General features: G+C 38.3%; 16 protein-coding genes and 1 tRNA gene. 8 read left to right on the top strand and 9 right to left on the bottom strand.

Features of this window, described 5'->3' with window-relative positions; translation table 11 throughout:
* The first annotated feature begins 169 nt into the window (after positions 1-169).
* From ACE1B6_RS12540 to ACE1B6_RS12530, 3 genes are all read left to right on the top strand, one after another.
* Entirely contained in the window at positions 170-2,788 is a 2,619-nt protein-coding gene (locus ACE1B6_RS12540; protein ID WP_413257569.1) for a tetratricopeptide repeat protein, read from the top strand.
* Complete coding sequence (locus ACE1B6_RS12535) at positions 2,788-3,069, top strand: DUF3288 family protein (RefSeq protein WP_413257568.1); 282 nt, start codon at positions 2,788-2,790, stop codon at positions 3,067-3,069. Before ACE1B6_RS12540 ends, ACE1B6_RS12535 begins: the two co-directional genes overlap by 1 nt.
* 85 nt (positions 3,070-3,154) lie before the next feature.
* The gene (locus tag ACE1B6_RS12530) at positions 3,155-3,760 is read left to right on the top strand and encodes a Uma2 family endonuclease (RefSeq protein WP_413257567.1); all 606 of its coding nucleotides are present in this window, start codon (positions 3,155-3,157) and stop codon (positions 3,758-3,760) included.
* A gap of 31 nt (positions 3,761-3,791) precedes the next feature.
* Here the strand turns inward: ACE1B6_RS12530 and ACE1B6_RS12525 are convergent, their stop codons facing one another.
* The 3 genes from ACE1B6_RS12525 to ACE1B6_RS12515 all read right to left on the bottom strand — a co-directional run bounded on the left by ACE1B6_RS12525 (position 3,792) and on the right by ACE1B6_RS12515 (position 7,812).
* Positions 3,792-5,303 carry an MlaD family protein gene (locus ACE1B6_RS12525; RefSeq protein ID WP_413257566.1) on the bottom strand — a complete coding sequence of 504 codons (1,512 nt, stop codon included), beginning with the start codon at positions 5,301-5,303 and terminating at the stop codon, positions 3,792-3,794.
* 32 nt (positions 5,304-5,335) lie between these two features.
* Positions 5,336-6,118, bottom strand: a complete 783-nt coding sequence (locus tag ACE1B6_RS12520) for an ABC transporter ATP-binding protein (protein ID WP_413257583.1) — start codon at positions 6,116-6,118, stop codon at positions 5,336-5,338.
* A 128-nt stretch (positions 6,119-6,246) separates the two neighbouring features.
* Entirely contained in the window at positions 6,247-7,812 is a 1,566-nt protein-coding gene (locus ACE1B6_RS12515) for a cation:proton antiporter (RefSeq protein WP_413257565.1), read from the bottom strand.
* 70 nt (positions 7,813-7,882) lie between these two features.
* Here ACE1B6_RS12515 and ACE1B6_RS12510 point away from each other — a divergent pair, with 70 nt between their 5' ends.
* The gene (locus tag ACE1B6_RS12510; RefSeq protein ID WP_413257564.1) at positions 7,883-8,557 is read left to right on the top strand and encodes a uracil-DNA glycosylase family protein; all 675 of its coding nucleotides are present in this window, start codon (positions 7,883-7,885) and stop codon (positions 8,555-8,557) included.
* Between the two features lie 74 nt (positions 8,558-8,631).
* Here the strand turns inward: ACE1B6_RS12510 and ACE1B6_RS12505 are convergent, their stop codons facing one another.
* The 5 genes from ACE1B6_RS12505 to ACE1B6_RS12485 all read right to left on the bottom strand — a co-directional run bounded on the left by ACE1B6_RS12505 (position 8,632) and on the right by ACE1B6_RS12485 (position 11,873).
* Complete coding sequence (locus tag ACE1B6_RS12505; protein ID WP_413257563.1) at positions 8,632-10,179, bottom strand: spondin domain-containing protein; 1,548 nt, start codon at positions 10,177-10,179, stop codon at positions 8,632-8,634.
* A 273-nt stretch (positions 10,180-10,452) separates the two neighbouring features.
* Positions 10,453-11,040 (bottom strand): GUN4 domain-containing protein, encoded by a 588-nt coding sequence (locus ACE1B6_RS12500; RefSeq protein WP_413257562.1) that lies wholly within the window; start codon positions 11,038-11,040, stop codon positions 10,453-10,455.
* Between the two features lie 3 nt (positions 11,041-11,043).
* Positions 11,044-11,415 (bottom strand): type II toxin-antitoxin system RelE family toxin, encoded by a 372-nt coding sequence (locus tag ACE1B6_RS12495; protein ID WP_413257561.1) that lies wholly within the window; start codon positions 11,413-11,415, stop codon positions 11,044-11,046.
* A complete protein-coding gene (locus tag ACE1B6_RS12490) occupies positions 11,405-11,650 on the bottom strand; it encodes a type II toxin-antitoxin system RelN family antitoxin (RefSeq protein WP_413257560.1) in 246 nt (81 codons plus the stop codon). The genes ACE1B6_RS12495 and ACE1B6_RS12490 overlap by 11 nt, the downstream gene beginning before the upstream one ends.
* 151 nt (positions 11,651-11,801) lie before the next feature.
* Positions 11,802-11,873: transfer RNA gene (locus ACE1B6_RS12485), tRNA-Gly, on the bottom strand.
* 212 nt (positions 11,874-12,085) lie between these two features.
* On the opposite strand from ACE1B6_RS12485, the gene ACE1B6_RS12480 reads away from it, so the two are divergent.
* From ACE1B6_RS12480 to ACE1B6_RS12465, 4 genes are all read left to right on the top strand, one after another.
* Positions 12,086-12,958 (top strand): Npun_R2479 family HD domain-containing metalloprotein, encoded by an 873-nt coding sequence (locus tag ACE1B6_RS12480; RefSeq protein WP_413257559.1) that lies wholly within the window; start codon positions 12,086-12,088, stop codon positions 12,956-12,958.
* Positions 12,959-12,961: 3 nt separating this feature from the next.
* A complete protein-coding gene (locus tag ACE1B6_RS12475; RefSeq protein WP_413257558.1) occupies positions 12,962-14,077 on the top strand; it encodes an ABC transporter permease in 1,116 nt (371 codons plus the stop codon).
* A 77-nt stretch (positions 14,078-14,154) separates the two neighbouring features.
* Positions 14,155-15,465, top strand: a complete 1,311-nt coding sequence (locus tag ACE1B6_RS12470; RefSeq protein WP_413257557.1) for a pentapeptide repeat-containing protein — start codon at positions 14,155-14,157, stop codon at positions 15,463-15,465.
* 106 nt (positions 15,466-15,571) lie between these two features.
* The gene (locus ACE1B6_RS12465; RefSeq protein ID WP_413257556.1) at positions 15,572-16,465 is read left to right on the top strand and encodes a succinate--CoA ligase subunit alpha; all 894 of its coding nucleotides are present in this window, start codon (positions 15,572-15,574) and stop codon (positions 16,463-16,465) included.
* 52 nt (positions 16,466-16,517) lie between these two features.
* Here ACE1B6_RS12465 and ACE1B6_RS12460 read toward each other — a convergent pair whose 3' ends face one another.
* Entirely contained in the window at positions 16,518-18,203 is a 1,686-nt protein-coding gene (locus ACE1B6_RS12460) for an ABC transporter permease (protein WP_413257555.1), read from the bottom strand.
* Positions 18,204-18,212: the final 9 nt, after the last annotated feature.

Genomic DNA, 18,212 nt, shown 5'->3' with positions numbered 1-18,212 from the left:
TCCTGTAATTAGTCCTTGGCGATCGGTCAATTTCCATCACAATTGACAGATCGCAATTGACTGTTTAGTGTTAACTTTACTAGGGAATGGGAATTTCTCTAAGTGTTTTATCGCTAAGAGTATCAATTCTCAGTCCTCATCCTTAGTCATTACTCCTTATTTCTACCAGATGCAATCGCAAGTAAATTCCCCAACAGCTGAAAATTTCTGCAATACTGGCAATCAACTGAAGACAGAAAAAAGACTCGATGAAGCTATTGCCAGCTATCAAGAAGCTTTGCAACTGCAACCAGATTTTGCAGAGGTACACTACCAATTAGCGGAAATTTATTTTTGGCAGCGGAAGTTCCGGGAGGCGATCGCATCTAGCAATAAAGCCATTGAACTGCAACCAGATTTTGCCCCAAGTCACAAGATTTTAGGTAATATTTTGCAAACCCAAGGCAATATGGAAGCGGCGCTAAATGCTTACGACAAAGCGTTAGAATTAAATCCTGAATTTGCCGAGGCTTATATCAATAAAGGTAGTATTTTTTCTAAGCTTGGACGCAATGACGAAGCAATTGATTGTTTGGAAAAAGCAATTGCGATTAAACCAAATATTGGGGCGGCTTATTGGAATTTAGCAAATATTTATTTGCAATTAGAAAACTTAGAAAAAGTGGTAGAGTACCGCAAGCAAGCTTTTGCATTAGAACCTAAATTGGTGAATGCGGAAACTTTAAATGATTTAGGAACCGCGATCGGAAAATTGGGTGATTTTGCCGCCGCAATTCCCTATTATCAACAAGCGATTGAATTACAACCAAACTATCATTTAGCACATCTAAATTTAGGAATCGCTTTCCAAAAAACTGGGCAAATAGATGCTGCAAAAGAGGAATTAGAAAAAGCAATTAGTTTAAAACCAGATCATGCTGAAGCATACAATTGTTTAGGCAATATTTTAATTACCGAAAACCAAATCGATCGAGGAATATTTAATTATCAGAAAGCAATACAATTGCAACCTGATTCGTCAGAATATCATTTTAGTCTGGGAACAGCTTTAGCGCACAAAGATAAGTTTATTGAAGCGATTAAAGAATTACAAAAAGCAGTTGAGTTACAACCAGATTTAGGTGAAGCTTACAGCAATATTGGCGCGATCGTTTATCGCAAAACTAGAAAAGATGGTGAAATTAGTGGTGATTTATTTAACATAGCAATTAATAGTCTTTTAAAGGCATTAGAAGTTAATTCAGACCTAGAACTTCCCCATATTTATTTGGCACAATTAATTAGTAGTCCAGTTAGGGCTTCAAATTTTGCTGCTTTAAGACAAGCATCAGAGATATATGTAGAGAAAAGTAAAGATAAAAATCGCTTAATTGCAGCATCTACTTATATTGGTACTCATATCAAATCAGGATTAGCCCAATTAGCTAAAGAAAAGTTTCTGGAAATTGAACCAGAAATTTACAATAATCTCGAAAAGATGACTAGCACAGAGTTAAATGTTGTTTATAGTCATGTCTTGTTCAATCTTCATTATTTACGGGATGATTTAGCCGCAAATAGTCAACTTTATAAGGAAGTTGGAAAGAAATATGCAGAGAAAATTATTATCCCTAAACAAATTGAAATCAGCCAATTTGAGAAGAAAAAACTACCAACAAGTAATTTGAAAATTGGCGTAATGTCTTCTCATTTTGCGAGACATTCAGTAGGTTGGTGTAGTGGAGATATTATTACAGAGTTAGGGAAATTAACGCCTAATTTATACTTGTATTTTATGGGCGATCGCCAACCAGACGATCGCACCAAAATCTTTGAAAGCGCCGCTGCCAAATTTTATCGTCCAAAAGCTAATCCAAACGGAGAATTTAATATTAACCAAATTCTCCAAGATATTTCCCAAGACGAATTAGATATTTTGATTGAATTAGACTCTTCCACAGTTCCCTTACAAGTAGAAGCTATCTATCATCAACCAGCATCAGTTTGTTTATCTTGGTTAGGTTTTGAAGCACCATTTACCAAAGAAAATAATTACTTCCTCTGTGATTGGAATAGTCACCCAGAAGGGAGAGAAAACTACAACTGCGAACAGTTAGTTAGAATGCCAGATTCTTTCATTGCTGTGGGTGGTTTTAAATCTGCACCCGTTGATAGAAAAGTACTACGAAAAGCTCAAAGAATTGCTGAAGATCAGATAGTTTATTTGTGTGTTGCGCCCGGTTACAAATTGAACCCGGAACAAATTCAAGCCCAAGTAAAAATTCTCAAACAAGTCCCTGATAGCATTTTATTGTATAAAGGTCACACAGGTGATATTAACATAATTGAATCAGCTTATAAAGCGGAATGCCAAGCGCAGGGAGTAGGTGTTCAACGGATTAAATTTATGCCTCGTAGCGCCACTGAAGAAGAACATCGTCAAGTATATCAAATAGCAGATATTCTGTTAGATTCTTATCCCTACAATGGCGGAACTCACAACTTAGAAGCATTGTGGTTTAACTTACCAGTAGTTACAAAAAGTGGTGAAACCTATCTTTCGAGAATGGGTTACTCTTTCTTAAAAACTCTCTCTTTGGACGAATGTATTGCTAATAATTGGGAAGAGTACATTGAGAAAGGAATCAAGTTAGGGAACGATCGAGAATTTCGGCGATCGATTAAAGAAAAATTGGTACAATCTAAGCAACCAGAAACTCTCTCTCCTTTGTGGAATCCGCAAAAATTTGCTCAAGATATGTATCAGATTTTTGAGCAACTTTTGGCTGAAAAATTGGGTAATGAGTGATGAAAAATCAAGAACAACAGCATCCTTTGTATAAGGGCGATCGCGAAATTCTAGATAAGCTATTACAAAACGATCCAACTGATTATAACATGGCAGAATTAGCCCGATTAAAAATTCGCTATCGCGGTTTTCCCGGCGCGAAAGATATTCAAAGCGACTTAGAAAAAGTCTTGCAAAAATGGCAAATGGATGAAGAACAACTATTTGCGACAACTCGGCAAATTCATGCTAAAGGACTAGTTTATAAAACTCGTGATAATGATAGCGAAGATTGGGCTTAATTAAAAAGTTATCCAGATATTAAATGAATTATAAAAACACCTTCTTCTCTTTCTTTGCGTTCTTCGCGTCTTTGCGGTTCAAAAAATGACTTATACCCCACGCAAACTACTAACCTTTGAAGAATTTATTACCCAATATGGTGATAATACCCGCTACGAATTAATTGACGGAGAACTAAGAGACATGGAACCTACAGGCCCTCATGAAGCAGTTGCTGGGAGTCTTGCAGGTAGAATTTATGTCGAAATTTTTCGTGCTAATTTTAATTGGTTAGTACCAAAAAATTGTTTAATAAAACCATTATATGCTGAAGCTACAGCATTGCGTCCTGATGTAGTTGTTTTAGATAAAGCAGAACTTAATCAAGAACCACTTTGGCAAAAAGAACCAGTAATTTGTAACGGTAATACTATTAAGCTTGTTGCTGAGGTGGTTAGCAGTAATTGGCAAGATGATTATGCTAGAAAAGTGGAAGAATACGCTTTTTTGAATATCGCTGAATATTGGATTGTAGATTTTCGCGGTTTAGGTGGTATGCAATTTATCGGCAATCCCAAACAACCTACTTTCACAATCTGTCAGTTAGTTAATGGTGTGTACCAGCAGGAAAAATATCGATTGGGAGATCCTATCTTTTCTTACCTTTTCCCTGATTTACAACTGCAACTTGATGACATTATGCCAAGTTAACTGTTACGACTAAAGTCGCTACTACGAACGGTTAATTAGTAGTGTGAGATGATTTTTGAACAAAAGGTTTTCTATCTTTTCTATTAGCTGTAGTTTCTGGTGTAACGACATTAGGTTTGTTTGCTGATGGAAATTTATCGGTGGGAAAGTGACCTATAGTATTAGGTAATGGTAATTTTGTGGCTTCTTTCATTGGTTGTAAAAATTGGGCTACTTCTACTTGTTGTTCTAATTGTTCGGTAGAAGAAACTAAACCGCTTAATCCATTAATCAAATTACGGAGATTTTGGCGAATTTTTGGATCGCCGATTAATTCATCTAAATCAGAGGTGATTTTTTGGGCGTTTTGAAATGTGACTCTGGCGGAATCTAAGGTTTGTTGCAGGGATAAAATAATTGTGGGATCGCTTAAGGAGTTAGAAACTTTGCGTAGATTAGCTGATGCTTCTGCGGCGTTAGCTGAGAGGGTTTCTAAGTTTTGAATTAGTTGTCCTTCGGCTATTCGATCGATCGATGGCCCCAATTTCCGCACAGCAACCCGCAAATCATCGCTAGTTTCTTTTAAATTATTTAAAGTTGCAACTAAAGCCCCCTGGTTATTAGTAATTAAACCATTTAAATTACTCACTAAACTATTAACTTGATTAGTTGTAGACCGAAATTCATCTAAACTTGTATTTACTCTTCCAGCAGTTTCGGTGAAGGAAGAACCCAATTGATTGGTAGTTACAGTAATTTGGTCGGCAGTTCGACCAATTTTATTTGCAGTTACGCCAAATTGATTAGAAACTTTGTCAGCAGTCTGACCAACTCGATCGGCAGTGAGGTTAAATTTATCAGCAGTTACACTTAGTTTATCAGCAGTTACACCGAATCTATCTACAGTGCGACTAATAGAATTACTTGCATTAGAAATATTTCCTAAATTCTGTCTTACTGATTGAGATAAACCTGATAAATCGCGAGTTAAACTAACAACTCCTTCCGCTGCTTTTGAGGTATTACTAAGGGCTGAATTAATATTATTAAAAAATTGGGGATCGGTGTAAATATTAGTGAATTTAACAGCAGCATTAATTAATTGGTCGATACTCGCACCTGTTTGTCCTTCTAAACGAGCATTGTTACAAACAATTAATTGTTTCTCTTTACAGTTTGGATCGAATGGTTCAATATTTGGGACAGTAGCAGTTACTTCTTGATTAGGAATAATATTAATACTGTTTTCTCCAATTAAACCTGACTGTTGTGCTTCAACTCTCACATCACGAGGTATTACTAAATCTGGTTCGGTAATTTCCACTAATATATCTACACCATTTACATTGGGGTCAATTTCTACTACGCGACCAACTCTGACACCTCGATAACGCACAGGTGTCCCTATTTGGATTCCTTCGGCGTTTTTAAAAGTGATAGTAAATTGATAGTCACGTTTGCCAAAATAGATACCTTGCACCCACAAAACTAGCCCAGCAAATAACCCTATTCCTAATAATAATAATAAACCAACGGAACCTTCTCTCATAGTACGCGATCGCATATTCCCTCTTCAATAATCTTGCAAAGTTTTCTTTAACCAGCTACTTGAATCGGCCCTTCTACACTACCGCTAAAAAATTGTCGCACCAAAGCATTTTCGGTAATATCAATATCATCAACTACGCCCTCCCATTGCACTTTACCTTGGTAAAGAAATACAATCCGGTTACTAGTGCGGCGAATAGTACTATCTTGGTGAGTGACGATCGCGTAAGTATTACAACCTCCTGTTTTTGATTGTAAATCTCGAATTAAATCTTCAATAACAGTAGAAGCAACCGGATCTAAACCTGCTGTAGGTTCATCGTACAACAAAACTTCAGGATTATCCTTTGGGTTGTCTGGATTGGACATAATCGCCCTAGCAAAACTCACTCGTTTTCGCATTCCTCCTGATAATTCTGCGGGATAGCGATCGCCTATTCCAGGCAATCCTACCATCTCCAATTTCTCTGACACAAGTTCCCGAATTCTTTGTCGCGACAATTTAGAATGTTGATACAGTAAAAAACCTACATTTTCTTCCACTGTCAAAGAATCAAATAAAGCAGCTTGCTGGAAAACTAAACCAATTCCTACCGGACTTTCTCCATCTTCAATTAACCCTTGTCGCTGTTTTCCTTGAATCCAAATTTCCCCAGAATCAGGGGCGAGTAATCCCGCAATTATTCGCAAAATAGTTGATTTTCCTGTACCAGAAGGGCCAATAATACCTAAAGCTTCGCCTTGATAAATTTTCAGGTCAACTTCGTCTAAAACCTTATTGTCACCAAAAGTTTTAGAAATTCCTTTTAATTCAATTATCGGTTCAGCCATAGAAGTCATGACTTATATAGATCTTGGTAAATATTTTACCTTGTTCTTTTGGTAGAATTTATTTGTTGAATGTAGAGAAATTTCATGAAACTTCTCTACATCTTTAGGCAGAATTTTAGCGATCGATCCTACACATCCTCTTCTCGACCGAGAACATCTTGTAACAATGGTGAAAGTCGTTCATTTAACCAACCATTGCGAATTAATTCGGCATAAGTATCCGCCTCAATATCTAACAGTTTGTCGCGTACTTGTTCATTAACTGTATCTCTTAATTGTGGGTGTTTAACGATCATTTCGTAAGTCTCTTCTTCCAGAGATTTCAATTGACCTTCCACTAATTCTGCTTGGTAACGGAAAAATTCTGGATCGACTTTGCGGAAATCTTCTCCCTCCGCCAGAAAGTTCATTACTCTAGTTAAAGCAATGCGACGCGCCACCATTTCCGAGTATTCTTGCTGCAATTTGCGATCGCCAATTAAACCCAATTTTTCCAAAAGAAACTGAGTAGTTAAACCTTGCACTAATAGAGTGAATAAAACCACCCCAAACACAATATCAGTGATTTCCTCCCTACCAACTAAAGCAACTGGTAAACTCAAAGCCAAAGCAATAGAAACCGAACCCCTTAAACCTCCCCACCAAAGCACCAATAACTCTTGCCAACTGAGATCGACTTTAGTGAATAAATTACTGATAAATCCCAAAAGAAAAATCGACACAAACCGAGTTAACAATACTGCCCCAATTGCCAACACTATTAACCCGAAATCATTTGCCAAACTATCATAACGGACTTGATCGCCAATCAACAAAAAGACAATTGAATTGACAAAGAAAGCCAAAAAATCCCAAAACTCAGTTACTAGCAATCTCGTGCGAGGATTCATGCCAATTCGCGAGCCGAAATTACCCAAAATTAAGGCAACAGTTACTACACCAATTACCCCAGAACCACCTAATTTTTCAGTAATTAAATAAGTTCCGTAAGCAGCAACTAAAGTCAAAGATTGTTCGACCAAAGGCAAATCAAATCGTTGAGTTAAATAAGAAATACCAAAACCAATTAAACTGCCAACTCCAATCCCAACACCAACAAAAACAAAAAACCGAGCTACACTTACAGGTAAATCGAACTGTTCAATTCCTAAAGGAATTCCCACTAACAAACTAAAGGCAACAACTGCCACCCCATCATTAAATAAACTCTCTCCTTCCATGATGGTTTTTAGCTTTTTACTTGCCCCTAATTCCTTAAACAAGGCAATTACAGAAACCGGATCTGTCGCGGCTAAAGTTGTCCCTGCTAATAAAGCAGTTGCAAAAGGAATCGCGGCAAATTGATTTAAGGCAAAACCAATACCAACCACTGAAATCATTACGCCAACAATTGCATAAAGTACCACTGGAACCCAATTTTCCAGTAAGTCTCGCCACTTCAAATTCCAAGCAGCTTCAAATAACAAAGGTGGCAAGAAAATTTCTAAAATTAGCCCTGGCGAAAGATTGACTAATCTAACATTTACAAAAGCTAACCCTAACCCAACAATTACTAATAATAAAGTGTAGGGAATTTTCCGAAACCAGCTAAAAACTCGTGATAATGTAGCGACGCTTAAGGAAACTGAAAGTACTAAAAGAAACTGTTCCAGATTTTGTTCAATAGCTGATGTTCCAACGTTTTCTATTGCCATGAAATAATGTCCTACAGAAAGTGTACTATGGAAAGGTTGTACCCAAATTCAGGAGAAAAAAACTGCTTCTATGCCAAATATTACTCAGCTATTGTCGGATATTCAGCAAGAAGCTGAAAGTGTTAGCTTTCCTATTGATGAACCAGTTTATCTCGCTGCTGGATTAAAACCGACCCAACCTATTCTCTATGCAGGTAATCTCAATAGTCAACTATGCTTTTTTGCTAGAGATTTGGGTAAAGATGAAGTTCATGCCAGTCAACCATTAATTGGCGCTGCTGGCAAGCTTGTTCGTAGTGGTTTATACCGTGCCATCACCCAGGAAGCACCAACAAAAACTACTGATTTGCAAGTAGTTTTAGATCGGGTTTTGCTGACTAATACAGTACCATATAAACCACCAGGAAATAAAGCATATAGTCAAGCAGTCAAGAAAAGATTTCGCCCTTTTATTGAGCGTTTGTTAGTTTTACATTGGCAAGGTGATAAACTTATTACTTTAGGCAATGAAGCTTTTAATTGGTTTACTCCATACTCGGAGAAAGGCGTTTTGCAAGAGTTTTTTCAGAGAAGCGATCGCTATTCTAACTCGATCGAAGTGACTGTTACCGCTAAAGATAGCACCGAAAATTTACACAAAAAATCAGTAACGCTAATGCCATTACCTCATCCTTCCCCATTAAATCAAAAATACTATTCCCAGTTTCCCCAACTACTTCAAGAAAGGTTAACCGGGATACTGTAAAAGTAAAAATTCCCCCAGATTAGGGGGAAGTATATCAACTATTCACACTTAAGTAAATTGGATTGCTGCGCCAATTATGCAAACAAGAATTGTGCCATATTAGTAGGAGCCAAATTTTGACTGATATTGTCAGCAGTAAACCCAGTTACATCTTCTAATTTCGCCAATAGTTCACCAGAACCAAAATCAGCATTTCCTGAAATTCCATCACTGGCAACTAACCAAGTACTGCCATCATCAACTACAACATCAACTGCATCAATCCCTTGGAAACTGAGGATATCTCCTCCATGACCACGGCGGAATTGATAAATTACATCACTACCGTCACCATCACGATATATTACTTTGTCAACATTGCGATCGCGTCCCAAATAAATTTTATCATCTCCTAATCCACCAATCAAAGTATCTGCACCACGATCGCCAAATAATACATCATCTCCTAATAAACCGCGTACTAAATCATCACCACTTAATCCGCGTAAAGTATCATCTCCTCTTTGTCCATTAATCACATCATCGGAATTGTTAAAACCTTCAACCTCGTTGTCAAAACCATTCAGAAATGTCACCGTATTAGAACTAAAAACCCGATCGGGATTAGCATCAACATTGATAATATCAAAACTGTCTTGAACCGTTGTGTCACCATCAAATAGAATGTTTCCAACGCCATTTACTAAATTGTCTAAATTCTCGATCGCAAAATCTGACAAAATTACCTTAGTACCTGGCTTACCATCAAAAGTCAATTCCAAATCGTCGCCATTTTGAAACAGAATGAGATTTTTAGCAGTTAAGCCTTCTCCGACAAATTTAATAGTATCTAATTCATCAAGAGTAGCTTGATTAGGCTCTATTCCTCGACCGATACCACCAAAATTTGCGATCGTATAAGTACTATTTTTGGGCACTGTAAAAGTATTGTTTCCCCCACTACCATCTAACGGAGTCAGACTTTCCGCATAAATTTTAATTCGCGCCACTTGGTAATCTGGAGTTGTAAAATCAGCATTAGCAAATCGCGGATCGCTAAGAATATTTCCCCCTGGTTTAAATCCATTAGCGAGCAAGGCTACACCATTTTCATCTAAACCTGTATTGGGAGTTTGTTGCCCAAAAAATGCTGTATTTTCAGGAAGTTCGTCATTAACTTCTGTACCTGCATCAAGAACTTGATTGCCTTCAATAGTAAATTCTGTATTAATAAACTTGCCTTCATCATTAAGAATACGATGAGCACGTTCATTACCATTAGCAATAAAGAAATCATTGCTAGGAATAATCATCGAGGCATAATTGAAAAACTGGCTGGTAGGATCGGTGCTATCTAGTTGAACTGTAAAAGTTGTAGTTTCACCCGGATCGATCGGTCCCGGAGTACCATTTAAACCTGTAATTGTACCTTGAACTTTGCCAAACCCTGATAAATCAAATTCTTGAGAAATTAAGTCTGTTGCCCCATCTTCAGCTAAACTTTCTAAACCAGGAGAAACAGGTCTACCGCGATCGTAAGTATCAAAGTTACCATTATGAAAACCAAACCAAAGAGGAGTTAAAAATGTACCCTTTTCTGGTGCTAAGTTTTCCACAGAAACGGTGACGTTGTAGAGTGCCATAGTAATTTGCCTCAGTTAGGTAGATGTACAATTACGCTGAAATATTCCGCCAACAATTGAGTTAGCTAAAGGTTATCCAAAGGTGGAAAAAGTTTTCCTAGTGCTTCAGCTTTACAGCTAATAAAAAACTTTTGATGAACTCAGAGAACAATCAAATATTGAACCGTAACTATGTCTTTATTTGTAATTGCTAAAACTGCATAAGTCGATACAGAAAAGTTAAGGAACTTATCTTACTTAACTTTCCATAAGTTATTGATTTTTTACTATCTACTAACAATGATTGACTCGTTCTAGTAAACTTAGCCATGCTGCGGTTTCAATAGTTCGGGGAAACATTGCTGGCAGTCCTCCTCTAGGAATCGGATAACTGAAGAATTCATCAAACGAGGTCATTTTTCCCTGTTTTTGCCAACCAACTTTCGCCACAAATTGATCCCACTGAAATCGATCGCCTGCCTCTGAATCGTAACCTGTAACATCCAGCACCACATCTACACACCAACCTAACCAACCGATCGGATCGCTTCCCAACTTATTTAAATGAGCATCAACATCAGGTAAATCTGCCACACTCAACCAAATTTCACGTTGCACAGAAAACCCGTAGCGTCCTTGACTGTAGTGTGTCCACAGGCGATCGATCGTATTCAAATCTGCACAAGGTAACATTTGGAACTGTTCAATACTGTAGCGGCTTAAGTTAAGTTGATTTGGTTCCAATCCCATCTGCAAATTTAGCACTCTAATTAACAAACGAGTGGTTAAGCGATCGGCTTCCCGCCATTGTTGAGTAGACAAAACAGACTGAAGCGGTTGATAATCTACTGCAAATGCAGATGCTAAATCACCAGAGAACATAACTTAAAAGTCCTTTAGATTAATTTCTTGCTCATATTGTGCGATCGCTTCTTCAATTATTTCATTACTTATATCTGAAATATCTGATTTAGAATAAATTGTAGCCAGGATGATTTCTCGTTCATTTTTCAGATAATAAATGACTCGATAGCCTCCACTTTTTCCTTTTTGAATGTTGCTATTTTTGAGACGAACTTTAAAAAATTGATATTTAATTCCAGCAATTCTTTCTCCAGGAATTTCACTTGCTTGAAGTTGGTCAATTAATGGTTGGAGATCGCTACGAATTGAACGATAGCGTTTAGCAAGTTCTCGCAAATCCCTTCTAAAACGAGGAGTAAGAGCAATTTGGATCGGTAATGGTTCACTCTGCATCAATACCTTCCCACATTTCTGAAAGAGCTATAGTTTGTCCTGTTAAAGCTTCATGTAAACCTTGGCGAATTCCTTCTATAACTATTTCTGTTGGTGTTTCATCAGTATCTATTTCATCTTCTTCAGAAAGTAAAACAATAATGCGAACCCGCTGTGGTTTGGTAACTTCCAGTGATTTATCTAGTGTAAGTTCCCCTTTTTCATTAATTGTGGCTGTGGTTTCAATTGCTTTCATATAATAATCATGCTGATAGTTTTGTTTACACCCAATTTACACCCTAAATTACCCAATACCACCTAATTTAAGAACAAAGGTACTATTACATAGTAACGACGAATAGCTTAAAACCCTTGTATTGCTTATATTTCAACTGTTTTAGCTGGTAAGCGGGTGATGGGACTCGAACCCACGACATTTAGCTTGGGAAGCTAACGTTCTACCACTGAACTACACCCGCAGAGCAATTCTTATACAATAGCATTTTATTTGCCGATCGCAGGAGTTACACCCATCTACCCAGAAACCAGTAAAAAAGCTAACTTTGATCTTAGCTAGGTTGCGTTACTATATGAGTCACTAGTTACATTTAAAATGAAATTATTGAGTAACTCAACCATAATTAACAGTAAATACCTGTAAATCAATACCAAAAACAGGCGGGAAACTAGAATGTTCAATGCTACACAAATTCTCATAGATGCCTTCGTCGAACAACTGCGAGAAGGATATCACCGCACCTACGGAGGATTAAAGACTGACTACGAAGATATTATCGGCTGGGCTGGTAGCATGGCACTAGAAAATATAGCCAACAGCGATGCCCTTTATCATAATGTAGAACATACAATCTTAGTTACTTTAGTCGGTCAGGAAATTTTACGGGGTAAACATATCCGGGAAGGCGGAGTTTCCTGTGAAGATTGGTTGCACTATATCATTTCTTTACTGTGTCATGATATTGGTTACGTTAAAGGAGTTTGCCGTCAAGATAAAGACGAAGAAGGACTTTACGCTACTGGGAAAGATGGAGGAATGGTAAAATTACCTCCGGGTGCTTCTGATGCTAGCTTGACACCTCATCATGTCGATCGGGGAAAATTATTCATCACGGAACGCTTTGGCGGACATAAATTAATTGACGCAGAAGCAATTAAGCGTAACATTGAACTGACTCGTTTCCCCGTACCTTCAGCCGAAGATCATCAGGATACAATTAATTATGCAGGTTTAGTCAGAGCAGCAGATTTAATCGGACAACTTAGCGATCCCCGCTATCTGAAAAAAATTACTTCTCTATACTATGAATTTGAAGAAACAGGCGTTACCAAAGCCCTCAATTATCGTCATCCCGGAGACTTGCGGCGCAACTATTCTAAATTTTACTGGAATGGAGTTTATCCTTACATCAAAAGTGCTCTCCGTTATCTACAATTGACACAGCAAGGGAAGCAAATTATTGCTAATTTATACTCCAATGTGTTTGTAGTAGAACATGAAAAAGCTGAAGAAGACAGAAGGCAATTAGTAGAACAATTGAATTAAATTATGAATTGGTGGCAAAAATTACAAACTAACTTTCTGGCAAAATGTGGCGCACTGTTGTTGTTATTATTTTATTTGTCAGTAATAGCAGCAGATTTTGTTGCGCCTTACGATCCTTATGCTGCTCAGCCTAATGGATCTTTACTACCACCGACACAAATTTATTTACGCACTCCTCAAGGTGAGTTTATTGGCCCTCATGTCTATCCCACAACTCAAGGGCCAGTACAATTAGAAACAGGCGATCGCAAACTCACCGTAGACTGGAAAAACCCCTCACCTCTACGTTTATTTGTTCGCGGTTCAACCTACAATTTATTTCGCCTAAGTTTACCTTTGCCACCACCACGCGACGAAATCGTAATTTTCCCCGGAATTCCTTTAGATTTACATTTATTTGGCACAACCGGAGAAGCCAAATTTAACCTTTTAGGCACCGACGAACAAGGACGAGATCAATTTAGCCGTTTGGTTTTTGGCGGCAGAATTAGCCTTAGTATTGGTTTAGTGGGAATTGCTATTTCCTTCCCTTTGGGAATGTTAGTTGGGGGAATTTCCGGTTACTTTGGCGGTTGGGTAGATAGCATTTTAATGCGGATAGTAGAAGTGTTAATGACTATTCCCAGCATTTATTTGTTAGTCGCCCTCGCCGCAGTATTACCACCAGGTTTAACTAGTTCGCAAAGGTTTTTACTCATAGTTGTAATTACCTCATTCGTTAGTTGGTCTGGTTTAGCTAGAGTAATTCGCGGACAAGTGTTATCACTTAAAGAACGGGAATTTGTTCAAGCTGCTAAGACAATGGGCGGTAATCCTTTTTATATTATTCTCCGTCATGTCTTGCCCCAAACTGCAACTTATATCATAATTTCTGCTACTTTAGCAGTTCCAGGTTTTATCGTTGCTGAGTCGATTTTGAGTTTAATTGGTTTAGGAATTCAGCAACCCGATCCTTCTTGGGGAAATATGTTGACCTTGGCGACAAACGCTTCTATTTTAGTGCTGCAACCTTGGTTAATTTGGCCCCCAGCTTTACTTATTGTATTAACAGTTTTGGCTTTTAATTTATTAGGAGATGGATTGCGCGATGCTTTAGATCCTCGAACTCAGCAAAGATAAAAATGTTGATGATTAGTTAACATTTTTATCTTTGGCGATCGGCAATTACAAATTTCAACCAGAAAATCGAAAATCTAATGACTCAAGATCCTGATTCTTTTGCTAACCAACCTGGTTCTAATTCCTCAATAGAAAGTCCTAATGGTAGTAGTAATAGTCAAGTTGCTCAAGTAGTTAGGGCGCATAGCGAAGCAGATTCATTGTTGTATAAACCCTACACATATCTACCACCTGTTACATCAGGAAAAATTAAAACTTGGACTCCTCCACACACCTCAATATTAGGATTAATTTTGATAGCGATCGCCCTGATGATCGTCGGATTAATTATTAACAATTTCTGGGTAGGAATCTCCGGTTCAATAGTCGCTTTGCTAGTATCAATTCGGGTATTGTGGTCGCCTTTAGGCAACTGGTTAAATCAATTTCTGCCCCGGCAAGAAAGAATCATCTTTTTTGTGGGAGTTTCTGGAATATTAGCGATCGCCGGATTACTAGAATTCCTGGGAGTTTATCGCTATATTGGAGCATGGTTTAGAACAGTTGACTGGGAAGCTTCCGGCGCGTTAGCAGAATGGTGTGGTGCATTAGGACAAATTTCGATCGCAGTTCTCGCCGTCTACGTCGCATGGCAACAATACGTAATCTCTCGCGACTTAACCATCGAACAAAACCGTCTCACCAACCAACAAAACTTAATCACTCAACAACAAACAATCGACGCTTACTTTCAAGGAGTTTCTGATTTAGCATTAGGTGAAGAAGGCTTATTAGAAGATTGGCCCCAAGAAAGAATCTTCGCCGAAGGTCGTACCGCTGCCCTACTTAGTAGCATCGATGGTACAGGTAAAGCCAAAGTTCTGCGGTTTTTGTCCCGATCGAGGTTACTTACGCCACTCCGTCGAGATCAACATTTAGGTCGTCCCATCTTAGATGGAATGGGTGGTTATCAAGAAGACCGCCAAGAAGGAGTGCGAGTCATCGATTTAGGAGTAATATTAGCAGGAGCAGATCTTTCTGGTACAGACCTACGTTGGACAGATTTAAGTGACGCTAACTTAGTCAGAGCTAATCTTAGCCGCTGCGATTTAGTTCATGCTAATTTTGCCCGGACAATTTTATTTGAAGCTAATCTTTCTGGTGCAGATTTGAAAGGAACGAAATTTTTTTACGGTAAACTAGAAACAGCTTCTCCTCGGAGTCGCAGCTTAATTCCTGACTTTCAAACAGGTGCAAATACTGGGGCAGTAGTAGAAAATGCCGACTTTACCAATGTCCACAGATTATCAGAAGAACAGCGTTACTATTGCTGTGCTTGGGGAGGAGAAAAAACTAGAAATACTATTCCCGGTGGATGTGAAGATATTCCGAATTTATTGGGACGTTAGTTGAAACAAAACTAGTTAATCCCAAATAACCAACTGTTAAACTTTAGCAGTTACGATCTAGGCTCATTGAAAAATTAAGCACTTTTAGGGTGCTAAACACCTAATTATGAAACTCAGCCCAGAAGATAAAGTTTTAATTCAAGGTATCAACGAACCACTCGCAGCTGTCCATGCTGTTCGGATGAAAGCTTATGGGACTAATGTAGTGGCTGGAGTGAGTCCTGGAGAAGGGGGACAAACATTAGATGGGATTCCGATTTTTGACTTGGTAGAACAAGCAGTGTCAGAAATGGGGACGATCGCAACTACAATGATCTTTGTTCCGCCTTATTTAGCTTTAGATGCGGCACTCGAAGCGATCGCAGCTGATATTCATCAAATTATCATCATTACACAGGGAGTTCCACCCCTGGATATGGTTTGTTTGCTGCGAAAAGCCGAAGCAACAAATACCTTAGTTGTCGGACCAAATTCCCTCGGAATTATAGTACCAGGAAAAATTTTGTTAGGAACCTATCCAGTAGAATTTTATTCTCACGGTTCCGTCGGTATGATTAGCCGCAGTGATACCCTAACTTCCGAAGTTGCATTAGAACTGACAAAAGCAGAGTTAGGTCAATCAATTTGCGTCAGCATTGGTAATGATACTATCATTGGTTCTTCCTTATTGGAATGGTTAACAATATTGAATGAAGATAAAAATACAAAGGCGATCGTTTTAGTCAGTCAAATAGACGATGGCATTGAAGAAACCGCCGTTCAATATATTAAAGAAAAACTAGAAAAGCCCGTCATTGCCTACGTCGCCGGACGTTTAGGTCCACCACGCAAACGTCAACTTCACGCCAGCGACTTAATAGTTTCCCTACCAATTTTAGGCACAGATCCCGAAAGTACCGAAAGCATTATTGCCAGCTTCAGACAAGCCAAAATTCCCATTGCCGATCGTCCCTCCCAAGTCCCCGAACTAATCAAAAAAGCCCTCAAAATAAAAACCTAAATCTTCAGATCCCTTAGATCCCCGACTTCTTGAAGAAGTCGGGGATCTAGATTTATTTGAGTAAAGCCTTAGTTTCCGATTTCCCAACTACCTTTAACTGTCGATTTAACAGCCCATTCAACACCGCGAAAATTCCCAATTGACAGACAAAAGCAGTAAAAATAACTCCTACTAACGCATCTGACGCATTCTGAGTAACAGCCCAAGGGAAAACAGTAAACAGCCAAAGCAGAGGAAAATTATCAGGAGAAACTGATAAAACACCCAGAAAAATTGGCGGCAAAACTACTAAAGCGATAACTACAACAGCCGCCCATTGCATCCGTTTTTTAGCTCGCATCAGCAGTATTAATTGTACGATCGTTGCATAAATTAAGATCAAACTCATGGTAACTGCCAGAAGAGGTAATGCCAGAATTGAATTCCAATTACTAGAACTGAAAACAACCCAAGCAGACAATATTACAAAAGTCACAACGAGATTAATTGCTATTGCCAAAATAGACGGACTCTTTTCCGCCCAAAGCAAATCTTTGATTAAATCCCGACTCCAAAAACCCCAACGATTTCCGATTCTTTCCCGGCGATATCTTGCCCAATCTTGTAAAGCTTGTCGCTGCACAGATAAAATCGCAATTAAACCCAAAAATAGTAATTGGTTCAAAATCAGCAGAATCAAAAAATTGCTTTCCGTTGAATCTAGCCTTGAATATGACTCATTATTCGCTTGTAGCGCAAAACCTAAAAACATGATTTCCACACAAACTACAAGTGAATAACTTTGACCTTTGTTAAGAACTGTCTTAGTTGGATTATGGAAACGACGCTGCAAACCTTGCCAAATCCAGTAACTCCAGAGAGCATAATTAAACAGTGAAAAACTGATAGTTGCCACAGCATTGCTACCTAATGGGAAGTAAAACCATTGCCAACTATCTAAATTCAAATAGGAAAAAGAAAAACTATTTTCTACTGGACTAGCATTCACCACATAAGACAAAATTGTATAGGGAGAAAACAGATTTATCCAATCTGTTGGCAGGTTAGCTATTGGCAGTGAACAAGTTGCCAAAAGAAACATTAAAACTAAACCGCTACCTAACCAAGGTTGAACCCCACTAAAAGCCGAACTAAACAAACCAAATAGCAAACTTGTGCTGTAAAAGAAAAAGCAACTAGCAACAATAACCGCCCAATAAATTAGAATCCCCATAAAAGGAATGCCAGCAGAAATACCCGCCCAAAAATGTAAAGGTAAAGCGAAAGCAGCGAAGACATAAAGTAAAAACGGAACACCAAGAATTTTACCGAATAAAATGCTTTGGCTAGTGCGAGGACTAAGGCGAATAAAATTCAAAGTTCCATTTTTTTCTTCCTTTGCTAAGTCAATGATTAGCATATATGTACCTGCAACTAACAGAACAAAAATGCCAATCACACTCAGAACTGTAAATATTTCTATCCACCAAAGTTGCCAGTTAATGACAAAGTTACCTAAGCCATCTTGGAGACATTCTTGAGAAATTCCTGTACAATATTTGTGATAATTTTTTTCAGTTGAGCCTGGGTTACGATCGTCAGTTGGCAATCCTCCCATCGCCATCATTAACAGGGTAAATTGCCCCAAAAGAGAGATGATAGCGGCAACAATTAAATTTCGGGTTTTAAAGCGTCCTTTAATTTCTCGCCACATTTGCGGATTTAAATCGCCTATTCTATCTAACCAGTTTGATTTCATGATGTTTCC

The sequence above is a fragment of the Floridaenema fluviatile BLCC-F154 genome (genome assembly GCF_041929135.1).
Taxonomy (GTDB): domain Bacteria; phylum Cyanobacteriota; class Cyanobacteriia; order Cyanobacteriales; family Aerosakkonemataceae; genus Floridanema; species Floridanema fluviatile.
Note: the sequence above shows the minus strand (reverse complement) of the source record. Positions and strands in the feature narration are given on the sequence as shown.

What these genes read in the sequence shown, in the direction of transcription:
- ACE1B6_RS12540 (WP_413257569.1), top strand. Translation starts at nt 170, where the DNA reads ATGCAATCGCAAGTAAATTCCCCAACAGCTGAAAATTTCTGCAATACT.
- ACE1B6_RS12535 (WP_413257568.1), top strand. Translation starts at nt 2,788, where the DNA reads ATGAAAAATCAAGAACAACAGCATCCTTTGTATAAGGGCGATCGCGAA.
- ACE1B6_RS12530 (WP_413257567.1), top strand. Translation starts at nt 3,155, where the DNA reads ATGACTTATACCCCACGCAAACTACTAACCTTTGAAGAATTTATTACC.
- ACE1B6_RS12525 (WP_413257566.1), bottom strand. Translation starts at nt 5,303, where the DNA reads ATGCGATCGCGTACTATGAGAGAAGGTTCCGTTGGTTTATTATTATTA.
- ACE1B6_RS12520 (WP_413257583.1), bottom strand. Translation starts at nt 6,118, where the DNA reads ATGGCTGAACCGATAATTGAATTAAAAGGAATTTCTAAAACTTTTGGT.
- ACE1B6_RS12515 (WP_413257565.1), bottom strand. Translation starts at nt 7,812, where the DNA reads ATGGCAATAGAAAACGTTGGAACATCAGCTATTGAACAAAATCTGGAA.
- ACE1B6_RS12510 (WP_413257564.1), top strand. Translation starts at nt 7,883, where the DNA reads ATGCCAAATATTACTCAGCTATTGTCGGATATTCAGCAAGAAGCTGAA.
- ACE1B6_RS12505 (WP_413257563.1), bottom strand. Translation starts at nt 10,179, where the DNA reads ATGGCACTCTACAACGTCACCGTTTCTGTGGAAAACTTAGCACCAGAA.
- ACE1B6_RS12500 (WP_413257562.1), bottom strand. Translation starts at nt 11,040, where the DNA reads ATGTTCTCTGGTGATTTAGCATCTGCATTTGCAGTAGATTATCAACCG.
- ACE1B6_RS12495 (WP_413257561.1), bottom strand. Translation starts at nt 11,415, where the DNA reads ATGCAGAGTGAACCATTACCGATCCAAATTGCTCTTACTCCTCGTTTT.
- ACE1B6_RS12490 (WP_413257560.1), bottom strand. Translation starts at nt 11,650, where the DNA reads ATGAAAGCAATTGAAACCACAGCCACAATTAATGAAAAAGGGGAACTT.
- ACE1B6_RS12480 (WP_413257559.1), top strand. Translation starts at nt 12,086, where the DNA reads ATGTTCAATGCTACACAAATTCTCATAGATGCCTTCGTCGAACAACTG.
- ACE1B6_RS12475 (WP_413257558.1), top strand. Translation starts at nt 12,962, where the DNA reads ATGAATTGGTGGCAAAAATTACAAACTAACTTTCTGGCAAAATGTGGC.
- ACE1B6_RS12470 (WP_413257557.1), top strand. Translation starts at nt 14,155, where the DNA reads ATGACTCAAGATCCTGATTCTTTTGCTAACCAACCTGGTTCTAATTCC.
- ACE1B6_RS12465 (WP_413257556.1), top strand. Translation starts at nt 15,572, where the DNA reads ATGAAACTCAGCCCAGAAGATAAAGTTTTAATTCAAGGTATCAACGAA.
- ACE1B6_RS12460 (WP_413257555.1), bottom strand. Translation starts at nt 18,203, where the DNA reads ATGAAATCAAACTGGTTAGATAGAATAGGCGATTTAAATCCGCAAATG.